At 59.3% G+C, this 16,853-nt stretch carries 13 protein-coding genes and 1 pseudogene; 1 reads left to right on the forward strand and 13 read right to left on the reverse strand.

All coding sequences use genetic code 11. The annotated features are described in order from the left end of the window. Window positions 1-61 precede the first annotated feature (61 nt). Window positions 62-1,936 carry a TRAP transporter large permease subunit gene (locus KHP60_RS19640; RefSeq protein WP_213566002.1) on the reverse strand — a complete coding sequence of 625 codons (1,875 nt, stop codon included), beginning with the start codon at window positions 1,934-1,936 and terminating at the stop codon, window positions 62-64. 114 nt (window positions 1,937-2,050) lie between these two features. Next, window positions 2,051-3,070, reverse strand: coding sequence for a TRAP transporter substrate-binding protein (locus KHP60_RS19645; protein WP_213566003.1), 1,020 nt, complete (start codon window positions 3,068-3,070; stop codon window positions 2,051-2,053). A 200-nt stretch (window positions 3,071-3,270) separates the two neighbouring features. On the opposite strand from KHP60_RS19645, the gene KHP60_RS19650 reads away from it, so the two are divergent. Further along, window positions 3,271-4,137 (forward strand): IclR family transcriptional regulator, encoded by an 867-nt coding sequence (locus KHP60_RS19650; protein ID WP_213566004.1) that lies wholly within the window; start codon window positions 3,271-3,273, stop codon window positions 4,135-4,137. Window positions 4,138-4,222: 85 nt separating this feature from the next. Here the strand turns inward: KHP60_RS19650 and KHP60_RS19655 are convergent, their stop codons facing one another. From KHP60_RS19655 to KHP60_RS25890, 11 genes and pseudogenes are all read right to left on the reverse strand, one after another. Then, on the reverse strand, window positions 4,223-6,913 hold the full coding sequence (locus KHP60_RS19655) for a PAS domain-containing sensor histidine kinase (RefSeq protein WP_213566024.1): 2,691 nt from the start codon (window positions 6,911-6,913) through the stop codon (window positions 4,223-4,225). A 113-nt stretch (window positions 6,914-7,026) separates the two neighbouring features. After that, window positions 7,027-7,662: a chemotaxis protein CheX gene (locus KHP60_RS19660; RefSeq protein WP_213566005.1), complete on the reverse strand. Its 636-nt coding sequence runs from the start codon at window positions 7,660-7,662 to the stop codon at window positions 7,027-7,029. Between the two features lie 5 nt (window positions 7,663-7,667). Then, window positions 7,668-8,051, reverse strand: coding sequence for a response regulator transcription factor (locus tag KHP60_RS19665; RefSeq protein ID WP_213566006.1), 384 nt, complete (start codon window positions 8,049-8,051; stop codon window positions 7,668-7,670). A gap of 103 nt (window positions 8,052-8,154) precedes the next feature. After that, window positions 8,155-8,424 (reverse strand): hypothetical protein, encoded by a 270-nt coding sequence (locus tag KHP60_RS19670; protein ID WP_213566007.1) that lies wholly within the window; start codon window positions 8,422-8,424, stop codon window positions 8,155-8,157. Further along, the gene (locus KHP60_RS19675; RefSeq protein ID WP_213566008.1) at window positions 8,421-10,412 is read right to left on the reverse strand and encodes a chemotaxis protein CheA; all 1,992 of its coding nucleotides are present in this window, start codon (window positions 10,410-10,412) and stop codon (window positions 8,421-8,423) included. Before KHP60_RS19675 ends, KHP60_RS19670 begins: the two co-directional genes overlap by 4 nt. Beyond that, the gene (locus tag KHP60_RS19680) at window positions 10,412-11,296 is read right to left on the reverse strand and encodes a protein-glutamate O-methyltransferase CheR (protein ID WP_213566009.1); all 885 of its coding nucleotides are present in this window, start codon (window positions 11,294-11,296) and stop codon (window positions 10,412-10,414) included. Before KHP60_RS19680 ends, KHP60_RS19675 begins: the two co-directional genes overlap by 1 nt. After that, window positions 11,293-12,396, reverse strand: a complete 1,104-nt coding sequence (cheB, locus tag KHP60_RS19685) for a chemotaxis-specific protein-glutamate methyltransferase CheB (protein ID WP_213566010.1) — start codon at window positions 12,394-12,396, stop codon at window positions 11,293-11,295. Before cheB ends, KHP60_RS19680 begins: the two co-directional genes overlap by 4 nt. Then, entirely contained in the window at window positions 12,393-13,106 is a 714-nt protein-coding gene (locus KHP60_RS25880; RefSeq protein ID WP_409366303.1) for a chemotaxis protein CheW, read from the reverse strand. The genes cheB and KHP60_RS25880 overlap by 4 nt, the downstream gene beginning before the upstream one ends. 498 nt (window positions 13,107-13,604) lie before the next feature. After that, window positions 13,605-13,838 (reverse strand): annotated as a pseudogene (locus KHP60_RS25885) (chemotaxis protein CheW); the annotation flags it as partial. 4 nt (window positions 13,839-13,842) lie between these two features. Then, window positions 13,843-15,711 (reverse strand): methyl-accepting chemotaxis protein, encoded by a 1,869-nt coding sequence (locus KHP60_RS19695; protein ID WP_311925210.1) that lies wholly within the window; start codon window positions 15,709-15,711, stop codon window positions 13,843-13,845. 632 nt (window positions 15,712-16,343) lie between these two features. Further along, window positions 16,344-16,703 carry a VanZ family protein gene (locus KHP60_RS25890; RefSeq protein WP_213566013.1) on the reverse strand — a complete coding sequence of 120 codons (360 nt, stop codon included), beginning with the start codon at window positions 16,701-16,703 and terminating at the stop codon, window positions 16,344-16,346. Window positions 16,704-16,853: the final 150 nt, after the last annotated feature.

Here is a 16,853-nt window from a genome sequence, read left to right on the forward strand (position 1 = left end):
TAAGGCTACTTCCCTGTATCATACGGCTTGAACAATCATCCTCGCGAGAGCGAGGCTGCGATCAGAGAAAAGCCGTCGAGATCCACGGTACGGTCGCGATGATCACGAGACCGATGATGAGCGCCACGAGGTAAGGCCAAATCGCGCCGATGGCCTCGTCGGGCGAGACATTGCCGATCTTGCAGGCAAGATAGAAGCCGATACCGATGGGCGGTGTCATCAGGCCGATATTCATCGCCGTAACGATGACCATCGAGTAATGAATGTCGTTGATCCCAAGGCTCTTCGCGATCGGGAACATGAGGGGAGCCATCAGAACGATGGCAGGAAGCCCTTCAAGAACGCAACCCAGAATCATGAAGACGACGATGGTCACGGCCATGAAGCTGATCCAGCCTCCAGGCAAACCCGTCATGACCGACGCAAGTCCCTGGGCGACCCCAGCCTGCGTAATCGCCCAGGCCATCGCAAGAGCGGTTCCCAGGATCAGCAGGATCGATCCGGTCAGCGCTGCGGTCTCGACCAGCATCCCGTAGAGCTTGCGCCAGCCGATGCCGCCATAGAGAACGATGCCCACGAACAGAGCGTAGATGACGGCAATGGTCGACACCTCGGTTGCCGTCGCGACGCCGCCGGCGACAGTGCTCCGAATGATGAACGGCAGCACGAGCGCAGGCGCTGCGACGAGCAACGTGCGGCCGATCAAGGAGGCCGGAGCCCGGCGGACACCTTCCATGCTCTCGTGACGGGACTTCCAGCGCGCCAGAATCGCCAAAACCGCAAGCAGGACCATGGCGACGACGAAACCGCTGGTGAACAGGCCTGCTATGGAGACGCCTGCCACCGAGCCCAGAACGATCAGGACGATGCTGGGCGGGACAGTATCGGCCATCGCCGCGCCGGTTGCGAGAAGTGCGATCATCTCCCGTGGGCTGTGCCCCCGCCGCTTCATCTCCGGGAAGAGTGCCGGAGCGACGGTGGCCATATCGGAAACCTTCGACCCGGAGATGCCGGACACGACGAAGAGTGAGCCGAGCAGCACGTACGACATGCCGGCTCGCACGTGGCCGAGAAGTGAGGCCAGGAAATCAACGATGGCTTTGCCCATTCCGGTCGCATCCAGGATGCAACCCAAGAGGACGAAAATCGGAACCGACAGAAGGATGATTCCGGACATGCCTTCATCCATTCGTCCGATCATGACGAAGGTCGGAACCTGCGTGGCAAAAGCCAGATAGCTCAAAGTACCGATACCGAAGCAGAAGGCGATCGGTACGCCGGCCGCAAGGCAGGCCGCAACGAATACAACCAGGAACAGAATGATCTTGGCGCTGCCCAATTTCACGAGGGAGGGCGAGAAGAACCAGAGCGCACCGGCAAGCACGGCAATCAGTAGAGCCGCGACTACAAGGTCGCGCCATGACGAGCTTTTCAGCGCATAGGCAATCACGATCCCCAGCATCGACACCATGCCGAAAGGAATGGCCGCGACGCGGTAGGTATTCGGAATATTCAGCGCAGGCGAAGTGATGTGCCACTCTTCGAGCGCATAGTCGAAGGCGGGCACCATCAGGCTGATAAGAAAGGCCGCTATCACCAGGAGACCGAGAGCCTCCATGAATCCTTGAACCCGCTCAGGCATCTTGTGCAAGAACAATGTCAGCCTGAGATGTTCGTTGCGGTCGAGCGCGATGGCAGATCCCAACATGGCAAGCCACAGGAAGCAGATCGACGCGACCTCGTCGATCCACACGACGGGAAGCGAAAAGACATAGCGTGAGGTCACGCCCGCCAGCAGAAGCGTCACGATGGCGACCAATAGAGCCGAAGCGACAATCTCGACAGGTTTCAAAAAGCGCGACCCGGCCCGAACCTCGTCACTTTCCGCAACGATGATTGGTTCTGACGCAGGAATGGCCTGTGCGGAGGATGTCATGTCCAAACATTCCCTATCAGTTTCTACGACGCAGCTCGACCGAGACAACGATCCGTCGCAGAGGCGCCGGGATCCCTTTGCTACGGGCGCGGAATCCCGGCAGGCAAGGTCGGGTTAGGCCAGGGTGCCGACCGCACGCTCTAGCAGAGCCCATGCCTCATCGCCGTATTTTCCCTTCCACTCCGAGTAGAAGCCGGCTTTGCGCAGCTTATCGCGGAAGGGCCCCGGATCGGGCTGGTTGAACACCATCCCCTTTGCGGCGAGTTCCTGCTGAAGATTGCCATTCAGCTTGGCTACATCCTCGCGCTCTTGCACGCCCGCGGCATTGACGTGTTTGGACACGATGGCACGCACGTCCTCAGGCAGCCTCTCCCATGCGCGCCGGTTTGCCAGGAACCAGAAGCCATCCCACATATGGTTCGTCAGGGAGCAGTATTTCTGGACTTCGCTCAGCTTCGCCGTTGAAATGATCGCGAGGGGGTTCTCCTGGCCGTCCACCACCTTGGTCTGAAGCGCCGTATAGACCTCATTGAAGTTGATCGATGTCGGAGCGGATTCGAAGGCCTTGTACATGGAAGTCCAGAGCGGAGAGACCGGCACCCGGATCTTGAAGCCCTTCAGGTCGTCGGGCGTATTGATTGGCTTCGTCGAGGACGTCGTCTGCCGGAAACCATTATCCCAGATCTTGTCCATGGCCACGAGGTTCGCCTTGGCAATCTGCTGACGGACATAGGCGCCGAGTTCGCCATCCATTGCCTTCCAGACCGTCGCATAGTCCGGAAAGGCAAAGCCTATCCCGTTGATGGATGCGGCCGGTACGAGGGTGGACAGGATCAGGCCCGACAGCGTGAAGAACTCCACGCCGCCCGAGCGCACCTGGCTAAGCGTATCCGTATCGGACCCCAACTGGCTGCTCGGGAAGATCTGAAGATCGAAACGACCATTCGTCTCGGCCTTGATGGCGGCGGCCATTTCCCGCGCTCGCGCATTCATCGGGTGTGAGTCAGGCAGATTGTTTGCGTATTTGTAGGTGAACTCGGCCTGCTGGGCCCGCGCTATGAACGGGGCTCCGACAACGGCACCGGCAATAGCGGTTGAACCGACAGTAATCAGCCGGCGGCGAGACAAGATCATGTAACCCTCCTGATAAGAGACCCTCCGGTCCCATGCTTCCTCAAGAATCAGGTCCATATGGCGGACCCTATGTTATTGACGGCACGCCACTTGGCGGGCGTTTTCGTTGGCCCCTAAGGAGGCACTCTGATACTCTTCCTTGTCAATTGAAAATTGCTCTTTGGAACAAATCCTCATTTGCTCCACCCTCAAAGGTCCACATGCTGGAATACCAAAAGACCATAGCGGCCCGGCTTGCCGTCCAGGGCATCGATGCTGGAGCTTCCTATGGAGCCCAGGCAATCGACAAAGCAGCAACACTGCTCTTGCTCGTAGGGCGGGCGGGACCTTCAGGTACTCGGCTGTCCGATCTGGTTGAGCAATGCAGTCTCCCGAAGCCGACCGTCAGGCGCATGCTTCTCGCGCTCTTACGGGCGGGCCTACTTGATCAGGACTCGGACACTCGACGTTATTATCTAGGTCCGGAAATTCATGTTCTCGGGACTCTGGCGAGCGCGCGTTTTGGCATTCATTCGATCGCCCTCCGTTCCCTTGTAAGATTAAGTCAGCAGACCGGCGATACCGCCTTTCTTTCCGTACCCCGGGATGTCCACTCTATTTGTGTGCATCGCGAGGAAGGCCCCTACCCGATCCGCGTCCATGCCCTTCATGCAGGAGACCGGCATCCGCTCGGCGTCGGAGCCGGGGGCTTGGCATTGCTCGCGGCCTTGCCCGATGAGGATGTAGAAGAAGTGTTGGCTGCCAATGCGGACATTCTCGCCGACAAGTACCCACCGTTCTCGCCTTCAGCACTTCGTGGCCTCGTTCAGGACACTCGGACAAGAGGCTACGCGCTCAATCCTGGAATGCTGCTCCCGGACTCATGGGCCATCGGCGTTTCGATCCATCGTTCGGACGGCAGACCTGTCGGAGCCCTCTCCATCGCGGCGACGGAAAGTCGTTTGTATCCAGAGCGCCAGCTTGAGATTGCCTCTCTCCTCAAGAAGGAGGCCTCTTGGATCGAGACACGCTTGAACGAGACTGACCCTGGAGAAAAGCCCGCGCGAGTTCGCCGCAACCGTCCATGATCGTAACGCTTGCAGCGGCCCCTCAGGATCCTCGAATAAGTCCTTGTAGAACTTATGCGGTCAACAATCGAACGCCTCCGTTCTCTCAGGCTCGTTCTATTATTTCACGGATCCGCAAAGCCAGATCTTCGATGGCGAAAGGCTTCGTGATCATCTCCATGCCTGGCGCCAGGAAACCGGATGCGATTGCCGCCTGCTCGGCATAGCCGGTGATGAAGAGCACTTTCAGATTTGGGCGCATCAAGCGTGCGTGATCGGCGAGTTGACGACCATTCAGCCCAGGCAACCCCACATCGCTGACAAGCAGATCGATCCGCTCTTTCGACTCCAGAACTTTGAGTCCGGACGGACCATCCACCGCCTCAAGGGCTTGATAACCGAGATCGGCCAAAACCTCGAGAATGAGCGACCGGACGACCGGCTCATCCTCGACGACCAGAACTGTCTCACCGGCCCCGGCGCGATGGGCTTCACTCAAACCCACCTCGGGAACTTCTCCTTCAACTTCACCTGTGTAGTGAGGCAGGTAAATCTTGACGGTCGTACCTGCGCCAACTTCGCTGTAGATCCTGACATGTCCTTCAGATTGTTTGGCGAAACCATAGACCATGGACAAACCGAGTCCTGTTCCCTCGCCGATCGGCTTCGTCGTGAAGAAGGGATCGAAGGCTTGAGCGAGAACATCAGCAGGCATGCCGGTTCCGGTGTCCGACACGCTGATCGTCAGGTACTGACCAGGAGAAACATCTTGCTGGGACGTGGTATAGATACGATCCAAGCTAGTGACGGAAGTCTCGATGGTGAGTGTGCCCCCTTCGGGCATGGCATCTCGAGCGTTGATCGCGAGATTGAGAATTGCGCTTTCCAATTGGTTCGGATCGCAGAGCGTCAGCGGAAGGTCATTGGATGCAACGATTTCGAGGTGGATCGCTTCGGACATGGTTCTCCGAAGAAGATCTTCCATGGAAAGGACAAGTCGATTGGCATTGACCGGCCTCGGGTCGAGAGGCTGCCGTCGCGCAAAGGCGAGAAGGCGATGCGTCAGTGCGGCGGCGCGGTTGGCTGACGTGGTTGCGGAGCTGATGTAACGATCGATTTTGTCGAGACGTCCCTGTGCCATTCGTGAGCGAAGGAGATCGAGCGAACCGACGATGCCTGTCAGCAGATTGTTGAAGTCGTGTGCGATACCGCCTGTCAGCTGACCGATCGCCTCCATCTTTTGGCTCTGCCGAAGCTGCTCCTCAAGTTGTTTGCGCTGCGTCACATCGCGTCCGACGCTGTAGAACACATCCTCCGCTGGGGCGAAGGTCCAGTTGATCCACCGATAGGAACCATCCTTAGCCTGGATGCGGACGTCGATGTCGTTGATCGCCATCCCGCCTTGCAAAGTCTGAAGAAGGGTATTGCTTAAAGATCGATCCTCTTCGTGGATCCAGGCGTCGATACGAGTTCCGACGATCTCATCCTCCCGGTATCCCAGCAGTGCCGACCAGGCCGGATTGACCGCACTGAGATAGCCGTCGGCGTCGCAAACACTGAACAGATCGCTTGAAAGGCTCCAGAGACGGTCGCGCTCGCGGGTGCGCTCTTCGACGCGACTTTCCAGCCTCTCGTTAAGCTCGCGGAGTCTCGATTCAGATCGCTTGGCCGCCGTGATGTCATAGATCACGCCGATGAACCGCAATCCTGCCGTTTCCGTGTCGCGCACATGCTCGCCCCGCCGGGCAAGCCAGCGAAGTTCCTTGTCATCAGCGCGCCGGATCCGAAACTCCACATAGGAGGCAGCTTCACCGGAGCTCTGTTCGACGACAGGGCGGTCACCCGGCTCGACGAGAGAGTTGACGGTCCGAACCGGGAGAACATTGCTCGGGTGAAGCCCGAGCAACCGGCAGAACTCATCCGAGACATTGACGGTGGCATAGCCATCCAAATATTCGAATGTTCCGATTCCGCCAGCGCTCTGCGCAATTCGAAGACGCTCCTCTACGTGCTTCTGTTCGGTAATGTCGATGACGACGCCGGTAAACCGCACTGGGCGATCACCTTCATCAAAATGGCAGCGTCCTCGTGCAAGAGCCCAGCGGACAGAACCATCGGGGGCGAGAAGACGGTATTCCTTCGAGAAGATCTCTGCTCCGTTGAGAATGCCGCCGACGGCGAGACGAATTCGCGGACGATCCTCCGGATGAATGGCTTTGAAGAACTCCTCGGTGGGCAGCCCCTTGGATGCCTCTGCAGGATCAAGATCATGAAGTACCGCGAACCTCGCATCCGCGGTAAAGCGTCGGTTGGAAACATCCCAATCCCAGGAACCGCCGGTACCGGCAACGGTCAGCGTCAGACGAAGCCGCTCGTTTGTCTGGTCCAGCTCTCTTTGGCTCGCCTCAAAGGCGGCCTGCATTGTCTGTGACTGACGTGCCTGAGTGATATCGACCTGTGTTGCGAGGAAGAACTGCGGCTCTCCGCTTCCATTGCAGATGGGTGTTATGAAGAGATGGTTCCAAAACTGTGAACCATCCTTGCGACGGTTGAGCAGTTCGGCTGAGATCGCCCGACCGGCTCTGATTGCTTCCCGTATCTTCGCAACAGCGCCTTGGTCCGTGTCAGGAGTTTGCAAGAAGCGGCAATTTCTGCCAATCGCCTCCTCAGGGGAGTAACCTGTAACCCTGGAGAACGCTTCGTTCACGTAAACGATAGGGTTGTCGGAGTTCCGCGGATCCGTTGCAATCATGGGCAGCCCGGACTTCTCGAAGGACGAGAAGATCGGTCCTGCCATTCGCCGCAATTCGCTTGCGGCCATATCGATCGCCCGCTTCGCTTCGCCCCGTGACAAGATTTGAACCGTCATGTCATGTAAGACTTGTTCAAGGGAAGCTTCAATACCATCGTTCAAGCCTCGTCGCCAATGACCCGTTCGATGAAGCCCGCGATCAGTTCTTTAAGCGCAGCAAGCGACGGCAGATCCATCAGCATGGCAATATAGCCCCGGATATTGCGATTTCGAATCGAGAAATTGATGTAGAGAAAGAGAACCAGACCCTCGTCCGGTCGCTCGTGCGGAAGACTGAAGAGTGCCGCACCATCTCCGCGGATCACTTCCGGCAGGGAGATGTTGAGGGATTGCTTCAGCATGTTCGCCATGGTCGCGAGGCATCCGTTCAGGATGATGTTGCCCGTTTCGGCAAGAGCCTCCTGCTCCATATCGGCAACCTGATCGAGCGGCACATCGCTCCCGATGATGGCCCTGACGAGATCAAGGCTTGTCGCTTCGGGAAAGATCAACAATGCTCGGCCCGAGAAGGCGCCTTCGAACTGCTGCTGAATGGCGACGAGTTCATCCGTCTCACGTTCTCTGATCAGTCGAGTGGCATTTTGAGGAGCCATGATCTCGATGGAGGGAACGGACAGGAGGACCTCTTCGCCGATCATCTTGCGCAGGCTCGAGGCGGCGCGACTGACGCCGATATTGACGAGCTCCGTCAGAGCATCATGTTCGAGGTCGGTCAGCTCGATATGATCTTTCATTATGATCACGTGCCGCCTGACCGCAGGCGGAGCGCCGCTCCAGCGATGAATCCTCTAAGCCCGTCCTCGGTCAGGGGCTTGCTGACGAAGGTGGCATTCACCTCCCTCGCCCGGGCAATCACCTCGTCCTGGATATTGGCGGTGATCACCGCGACGGGCATGGTCGGGTGAATGGTCCGCAACTCAGCAGCCAGTTCCAGACCATCCTTATCCGGCATGTTGAAGTCGATCATGGCCACGTCGATCTTCCTCCCGCGCAGGATCTCGAGGGCATCCTCGGCATTTCCGGCCTCGATACGTTCCCATTCGGGCTGCAGAGCAGCCAAGGTCTTGCCGGCGACAATGCGCGCCAGCTTGCTATCGTCGACGATCAGAACAGTTATAGCCACTCAGATGCTCCGCCAGGAGAATTTTTACTACCGGAAACGACCGGTCCTGTTTGAGAAGAAGGTTACTTGTTCTTTTAGAGTATATGGGAAGAATGACAACTGCTCAGCCCTCCGGCTGGGTTGCGCCGGATGGTGCCGCCGCCGTCAGGACGGGAATCAGCCACTCCCGGATGAAGGCGTCCTTTCCTCCCTCTTTAATTGAGGGCCGCAGGGCCATCAGAACCTGGAAAACCGCCGCATGGAGGTGTTCCGCGTCCGTCAAATCAACGACGCGGCTTCTGTCTGCCTGAAGCCAGCCTAGCAGCGGCTCGGCATCTTCAACCCGGCACTGCCCTTCCAGCAGGATGATATTGCCATTCAGACGCACGCTCATCCGATCAGCTCCGGGATGTCGAGAATCATGAGGACACTGCCGTCACCAAGAAGGGTTGTTCCCATCACGCCGGGCGTCCCAGCCAGAATGCCGGACATAGGCCGCATCAGAACGTCCATGCGCTCGGCAAATCCGTCGACAGCAACCCCGACCCGTTCACCTCCCACCGACATGATCAGGACTTTCGACCCGCGCCCAGGATCCGCATTGCCCAAGATCCCCAGAAGATTGGCGAGCCTGACCAGGGGAAGTGTTCGGTCGCGTAGCACAAAGGCTTCGGCTTCCTGGATGGGAAGGATGCGTGAGGCAGGCACGAAGGCTGTTTCCAAGACGCCGTCGATCGGGATGCCGTAGGTCTCGCCACCCACACGAACTGCCATCACCTTCGTCATGACGATCGTGAGCGGCAGGGAAAAGCGGATTGTCGTTCCGCGTCCCAGCACGCTCTGCACACCGACTTGGCCGCCGAGTCTTTCGACTGCCGAGCGCACGGCATCCATGCCAACCCCTCGGCCCGACAGATCCGTGATCTCCGACGCCGTCGAGAATCCCGGGACAAAGATCAGCTCCATGGCCTCGGCGTCGCTCATGCGCTCGATCCGATCCCTTGGAGCGACGCCGCGCTCCAGGGCAACCTGCCGTATTGATGCGGGATCGACGCCTCGCCCATCGTCGCTCACTTCGACGATGACCCGATCTCCCTCGCGGCGAGCCCGCAGGACAATCCTGGTTCCGGTCGGCTTTCCTGCCTCCAGGCGGATGTTCTCCGGTTCTGCGCCATGAGCGATGGCGTTACGCAATACGTGGAGCAGAGGCTCGAACAGGCCTTCCACAACGGACTTGTCTGCCTCGACGTCCTCGCCTTCCATGGCAAAGTCGATAAGCTTGCCCAACTGTCCCGCGGTATCGCGGACAGCGCGGGGAAAGCGCCGAAAAATATCCCGCATTGGCATCATGCGAACGTCCATCACGGTTCTATGCATGTCCGCGACGAGCCGCTCTATGACCGCCTGACTCGCCAGGATGCCTTGAACAAGATCGTTTCGATCCGTTCCCTCGCCGCTCGAGGTCGCCAGATGCGCTAACGAATTCTTAGCGACAACCATTTCACCAACGAGATCTGCCAGACGATCAATCCGCGTCGCATCGACACGCAGCGTCCGTGAGCCTGTCGCACCGACTGCACTTGTGTCGCGGACCGGAGAGCCGTGAGGTCCGTCGCCATGAGGATCAGCCGTATCCCGCCGCGCTACTTCATGAATCGCCACCTGATCCGGAACGAAGCGGAAGACCGTCTTCACGGCGTCGAACCCGGCACAGGACAGAGCCTCGATCCGAAGATTGCAGGAAAAAGGATCGATCTCGGCCGCAAGAGGCAACGGCTCCCTGTTTCCCATGCGAACAGCGACGAGATCCGGAACCGAGCGCAGGAGCGCCAGAGGATCGTCGCCGGCGAAAAAGCAGTCGGCCCGTGGTGTATACCGGATGGCAATCAGACCGGTATTATGCGCCCTCAAATCTATTCGATCGAACCCCGCCGACAACAGATCATTGATCCAGCCGACGTCCGCCTCCGGGACTATCGGGGCAGCTTGTGCGGATCCTTCGTCGAGCTGGGAGCGAAGTGCCCGTGCGAGGCGATAGCCTTCCTCGCCCGCATCGCGGGGCAACTGCCCCGTCTGCTCGATCGCGCCAACCCAGCGCTCCGCCTGACTGATACATTCGAGAAGGATGTCGATCGCATCGTTGTCGATCCTTGCCTCCGCGCCTTTGAGAGCGCCCAGGAGGTCCTCGGCGGCGTGGAGCGCCAACGCCATGGGCGCGAAATCGAACAGGCCGACGGATCCCTTGAGCGTGTGGACGGCTCGGAAGGCGCTGTCCAGGTGAGCGACGATCGTGGATTCACGCTCCAGAGCCAGGAGGCTGTCGGTCGCCTGCTGAACCAGTTCCCGCGCCTCGACGATGAAATGCTGGAGAAGATCGTCCATCACCCACCTTCCCCCGGCCGCTGATAAACGATTGCGTCCTCGAAGCGGCGGAGGCTGAACTGCTTCGAAATGCGGTTCATCGACTCGGTATGGCCGAGACAGATATAGCCACCGGGATTCAAGGATTCGTAGAGATTGTTCGCGGCGAGAAGACGGGACGCATCGTCGAAATAGATTAGAACATTGCGGCAGAAGACGATGTCGAACCGGCCTTGGGCCGCTACCGAGGCCCTGTCCACCAGATTGACTGACGTGAATTTTACTGATTCCCGCAGATCCTGAATGAGCCTGCGTTGCCCGTCATGAGGCGGCTCGAAATAACGGTCGCTCAGTTCTCGCGGCAGGCGCGAAAGAGCGCGCTCCCCATAATCGCCGGCCTCGGCCTCAACCAGAACCCGCGTATCGATATCCGACCCGACGATCTCGATGTGATAGGCATCGACCATGGGCCAATTCTCAAGGAGCCAGATGGCGATGGAATATGGCTCCTCCCCCGTCGAACATGGCACCGACCAGATCCGCACGAGATCGCCGGGTTTCCTGCTTCGCACGATGTCAGGCAACAGCGATCGGCCCAGGCAATTCAGCTGATGCTCCTCACGGTAAAAATAAGTCTCATTGACCGTAAATATGTTGATCAGGTGCTCGACTTCGCTCTCGCTCGCTTGAACATGAGAGAAATAAGCTCGGAACGTGCGCATTCCGGTGGCAGACATGCGGTCGGCTATCCGCCTCTCGATGTAATACCGTTTGTTCTCGCCGAAGATCATACCTGTGCGACCGTAGAGAAACTCGCACAGGCAGCGGATCTCCTCCGGACTGAGCCGAGTCGCAAAATCCTGCTCCGCTTCGGCGGCCCTGTTCGGCGACCGGGGCTTCCTCATGATGGCCCCAGCATAGCGATGATCCGGTCGGCGATAAGCTCCAGAGGGGCAACGGTTTCCGCGCCACCTCTTCGAAAGAGCTCGCCGGGCATGCCCCAGACGATGGCGGTCTCCTCGGCCTCGGCGATTGTGCGACCGCCCTCCCCCCGAAGCCGCGTCATGGCTTCAGCTCCATCGCTGCCCATCCCCGTCATCAGCACCCCGATCAACCTGGCAGGCGCAAAGTGCTGCATGGCGCTCTCGACCAGCCGATCGACACTCGGATGCCAACGATGCTCCGGAAGGGAAGGAGCTGCCAGCACGATTGGGCCATCCGGACGATCCCCGACGATCACGTCCGCATCGCCTTTCCCGATATAGACCTTTCCGACTTCGAGAGGCATCGGATGAGTGACTTCGGTGACTGTCAAAGCGCAAAGCTTGTCGAGCCGGCGGGCAAGCGGACCAGTGAAAGATCCCGGCATATGCTGCGCCACCACCACAGGCCATGGAAAATCGGACGGAAGCCGAGAGAGCACTGCATCCAAGGCCGGCGGACCTCCCGTCGAGGTTCCGACGAGAACAAGACCATATGCCGCAGAGGCTGCACTCCTGATCGCACGTGCTGCCGGCGGCGGACGAAGGGACCTTCGAGGGGACGCCATCGGTTTCGGGCTCAGGCCGCTCTTCAACCGCACCCGCTCGGCCAATCTCAGGCTGCCCGGCAGGCGCGCTCGCGATGCGGCACGGACCTTTTCGACAAGCAGAGGAGCAAGGGTCTCGATCTCGAGCGAAACAGCTCGCTCTGGCTTCGCGATGAAGTCTACTGCACCTAGGTCCAGGGCCTCGAGCGTAACGCCTGCCCCTTCCGCAGTCAGAGACGACACCATCACGACGGGGCATGGGCGCTCCAGCATGATGCGATCGAGACAGGACAAACCGTCCATTTGCGGCATGTGGATATCGAGCGTGATCACATGCGGCTCAAATCCGGCAAGTTGTTCGAGGGCTTCCACGCCATTCCGAGCGAAGGCAATCTCGAAATCTCCCTCGGCGCCAAAGACTTTGCCGAGAAGACGTCGCATCAGGGGCGAGTCGTCAACGATCAGCAGCCGGATCACGGAGCAGGCCGAGCAAGGTGACCATCGCCCATAGCCGCAAGCAGATCCTTCTCCGCTTTGTCCAGAAGTTCGCGCGGATTGAGCAGGAGGATCATTCGCTCTTCGGTGTCGATATTGGCAATCCGATCAATGATTTGGCTCCCGTCTGCAGCCAGATCAGGCGTCGGGCGAAGTTGGCGTCCGGGGATCTTGAGGACCTCCGATACGGAGTCGACGACAAAGCCAGCCTGCATTTTATCGATCGTGACGACGATGATGCGCTCCCGTCGCCGCTCTCCGCGTCCTTCGAGGTTGAAGCGCCGCCGCTGATCGATCACTGGAACGACACGGCCGCGCAGATTCATGACACCTTCGATGAAGACGGGAGCCTTGGGCAGACGTGACAGGGTTTCGGGAACACGCACCACTTCATCCACGGACGCGATGGGCAAGCCGTATTCCTCACCCTCCAGCTGAAATACGATGAACTGCTCTTCGTCATCCGAAGAACTGTCGGGGCTGCTCATCTCTCGCGTCTTCTCCTTTTGTGATGCGACGTATTCGGTTAAGTCCTGATCGCGAAACAGGTTATCTGTCGACAGAACCGCCACCAGCCGGCGCCCTTCCTCGAGGCGGTAGATACCTTGAATTTTGGCCTCTGCTGCACCACGGGTCAGGATCGCAGGGACAGGTTCGATCTCACCGGAGCGAACGCGAAGGATCTCCTTCATTCCATTCGTCACCAAGCCTACCAAAGCGTTACCCATGCGCGCGACTACAACACGGGATTTGGCGTCCTCATGTCCGCCTGCACGCAGACCAAGGATCCCTCGGAGCGAGACCAGCGGGAGCAGGTGCTCGCGCAGAGGCATGATTCCCAGCATGACCACCTCAGCCTGGGGAACGGCCGCAACACTCGGAGGAAGCGTCACGATCTCCTGAACAGATCCCAGGGGAAGGGCGAAATCCTGACCCGCAACCGCAAAGCAGACGAGAGCCACTTCGTCACGCGATGCCGTCGTACCAGGTTTGGGCTCTGTCATTTCCGGGACGCGCTGGGGCTGCACACGGCGTCCGGCGTTGCCAAAGTCGCGGGACAGCAGCGCGTCGAGATCAATCAAACGGGCAGGTGCGCCATTATCGTCGGATGCACCGGCGCTCCCGAACGATGCCACCCGGTCGATTACCAGGCCGATCGGAGTACCCTGATCGACAACGACAACACGGGCATTCGCAATAGGGCGTTCCCCGCGTCCGAAAAGGCTATGGAGCGATACCACCGGCATCACGACCCCTCGAAGATTGGCGACACCGACGAGGCTCGAAGGGCCGAGCGGCACGCGAGTCACGACCGGCGGACGGATCACCTCAGCAACCTGAGTGGCGGGTAAGGTGAAGCGTTCGTCACCCACCTCTATCGTCAGGAACGATTGAGTGACAGCCGCAGGGGCCGTCTCAGCCATGATCCTAAGACTCCGCCATGTGGAGTTCGTCTGCCAGGGAAGCGATCTCCTCAATGCCGGCGGCAAGGTCCTCGGCGCCACGTGCTTGCTGTCGAGCCGCAGCGGCTGCCTGAGTAGCGGCACTTCCCGCCTGCTCGGCCACAGCCGCGACCTGCTGCGTACCCAGCCGTACCTCGCGGACTGCCGTTAGGATCGTCTCCGATCCTGCCAGGATCGCAGCGCTCCCGTGCCGGATCGCGTTAACATCGGCCTCAACCGCATCCAGCCTCTCAGTCATCATGGCGTTCTTCGCGATCTCTGCCTCCCCGATCGCGGCACTCTGCTCAAGGTCGCGCCGGACGACGGTGATTTGCTCGCGAATCTGGCGGATAAACTCTTTGATGCGATCGGCGTTCTCCGAGGCATCCCGCGCAAGAGCGCGAATGTCCCCAGAGACAATCGCAAAGCCGCGACCGGCTTCCCCCGTACGGGCAGCCTCGATGGATCCGCTCACGGCAAGCATATTGGTCTGAACAGCGACGAGAGCGATACTGTCGACGATCTTCTCAATGCGCCTGCTGGAATCGTCCAGCCCTCCTATCAGATCGATGACAGCCTGAGTTTCCTTCAAACCGTGTTCGACGCCGGCCGCAAGGCGCAATATCGCGGAGCGGTTATCCTGGAATGCCGAGGCAAGCGCCTCGATGCGCGCAACCGCCTCGCCGGCAACATCCCGCGACGTGTCAGTAGCCCGTTCGATCTGTCCCATTGCGGCATTGGCCTGCTGGGTCGCGGCAGCCTGGATCTGAGCCCCCCGGCTGATCTGATCAACTGCGGTCATGATCTCACCGGCAGCTCCCGATAGTTCCTGAATGGCTGCCGAGAGTTCCTCCGCAGCGGATCCAACCTGTTCGGCACTGGCAGATCCTGCAGCGTTCGCCTGGAGGTCGTCAGCCAAGGCTGCAAGCGCCTGCGCGGTCTGCTGGCTTTGGTCGAGAGCGACGCTCTGCTGCTGTACGGCCCGCTGTGCCTCGGCCGCTGCGGCAGCCTGCTCTTCGGCGGCACTGGCCACTTGCTCGGCCCCGCGCTGTGCTTCGCGGATGGCTGCTTCGGCCTCGACGGCGGCAAGGAGGATCGACTGACTGCCATCCGCCAAAAGGATCATGTCAGAGCGGATCCTATCGAGAGTCGCGACGATGGCGCGCCCCACCTGAGCCTCGCCGGATGCGGTTTCGGCTGCAGCCCTGATCCTCTCGGCGATGGAGCGGACCTCCGTGACAATACCTCCGGCAAGAGTTTGGATATCCTGAGCGCTTTTCTCCGATGTGCTCGCCAGAGCGCGCACCTCATCGGCCACGACGGCAAAGCCGCGACCGTTGTCCCCGGCGCGAGCGGCCTCGATGGCTGCATTAAGGGCCAATAGATTAGTTTGGTCAGAAATGTCGCCGACCGTGCGGGTAATCTCGCCAATCGCGGCAGCCTGTTTGTCAAGAAACGAAATGATCTCAACTATGGTCTTCTGGCGCGCCGCATTCGCTCCAACGGCAGCGACGGAAGCATCGATTTGAGCCCCGGTCTCGATCAACAAGGTTTGAAGACTGGCGGTCTTGGCGCGAGCGGCCTCGGCATGCTGTCGTGCCTCGGAGAACGAGTTGCCGAGGCCCACGATGGCACTCAGCGATTGCTGCGAAGCGCCTGCTGCCTCCTCCGCCCCGACGGCGATCTGCTCCATTGCGCGACGCAATTCCTCCGCAGCGGACGAAGCCTCGGTCACCCCGCTGGCCAATTCCTCGGTAGCTGCGCCGATGCGCTCAGCCGCCTTCTGCTGCCGGACCCTGACCCGCTCAAGGGTCCGGCGCTGAGGGCTTCCCCCCTTTGGAGAAGCGGACGACACCGTTGAAGCTGCGGAATCGCCATCAACCTGACGGAGGGTACCCTTACTAGGCAATTCGGTCGTTTTAACCAGTGCCATTGATGGCCTTTATTAATTGCGGACAGTATATCAAGGCTCGACATGAAGTGCTGGCACTTTGGTCAGCCCAATCATATCGAGGCCAAGCGGAGCGAGAACTTTTATAGATTCGGGCGGCTTTGTAGCAAGGTATGCCTATGGCCGTTTCGACAAAAAAACAAGCTGTGCAGTAATTGTGTACTAGCGACGCCTGCCGGGAGCGGCTGCAGCCCAGCTCAAGCCGGCATTGGGCCAGCATCTGCATCGACCAGTGCCACGCCCTGACTGCCTATTCCTGCGAGCCAGTACCATCGGGGCGCCGCTTGTCGCAGGCACAGACCGTCTAGCACGGTATGCCGGCGGTCCGACCTTCAACGAACCGGCCCGGGCCTTTGAATATGGTGGGACTGTCATACAGCGCCTCGGCGATCGTCTTCCAAGACTCGTGCCTGTCGGCTGCTGGCGGGATGAGAGGGCGTGCTGCGCGAAGGCGATGTAGCGATCCACGGCAGAATGTTGGACTGGACTCCATAGGGCCGGATCGGCATCCATATAAAGGTCCAAGGCTCACGACGTCATCTTGAGGCAGGTTGCCAGTATCGTCCGGTGAACAGGGCAATCACAGCAACTCCAATGATGGCTCCCGATCCGCTTACGCAAGCGTCAAGAATACGGCTCACACGGCCCGGCGAAAAGTTCTGCAATAGTTCCAATACAAAGCTATACGTCACAAGGAAGATGCCGACCTGAATCCGTCGCTGAGGGTACCTCAGTGCAAACAGCACGGCTGTTCCGCAATAGGCAACAAAGTGTTCGATGTATCCCGGCGCACTAGTGCGCGCTTGAAAGTCATCAGGGACAAGCGACAAATAAGCGAGGACCGGAACACATAACCACGCGCTGACCAGAAGAATTCTGTTATTTATAGAAGCCATATCTTTATGCCTCGAGTGAGAGGAATAGCAGCAAGTTCTGCTTTTTTACCCACAACCTCACGTCACTCACCTCCACGCCGCACAATCAAGGCATACGAGTGTATTCTTATGCAAAAGTTCGCTTGGAGTTCGAACAATCACAGGTTATGC

It is taken from the genome of Microvirga sp. 3-52, assembly GCF_018383585.1.
Lineage (GTDB): Bacteria > Pseudomonadota > Alphaproteobacteria > Rhizobiales > Beijerinckiaceae > Microvirga.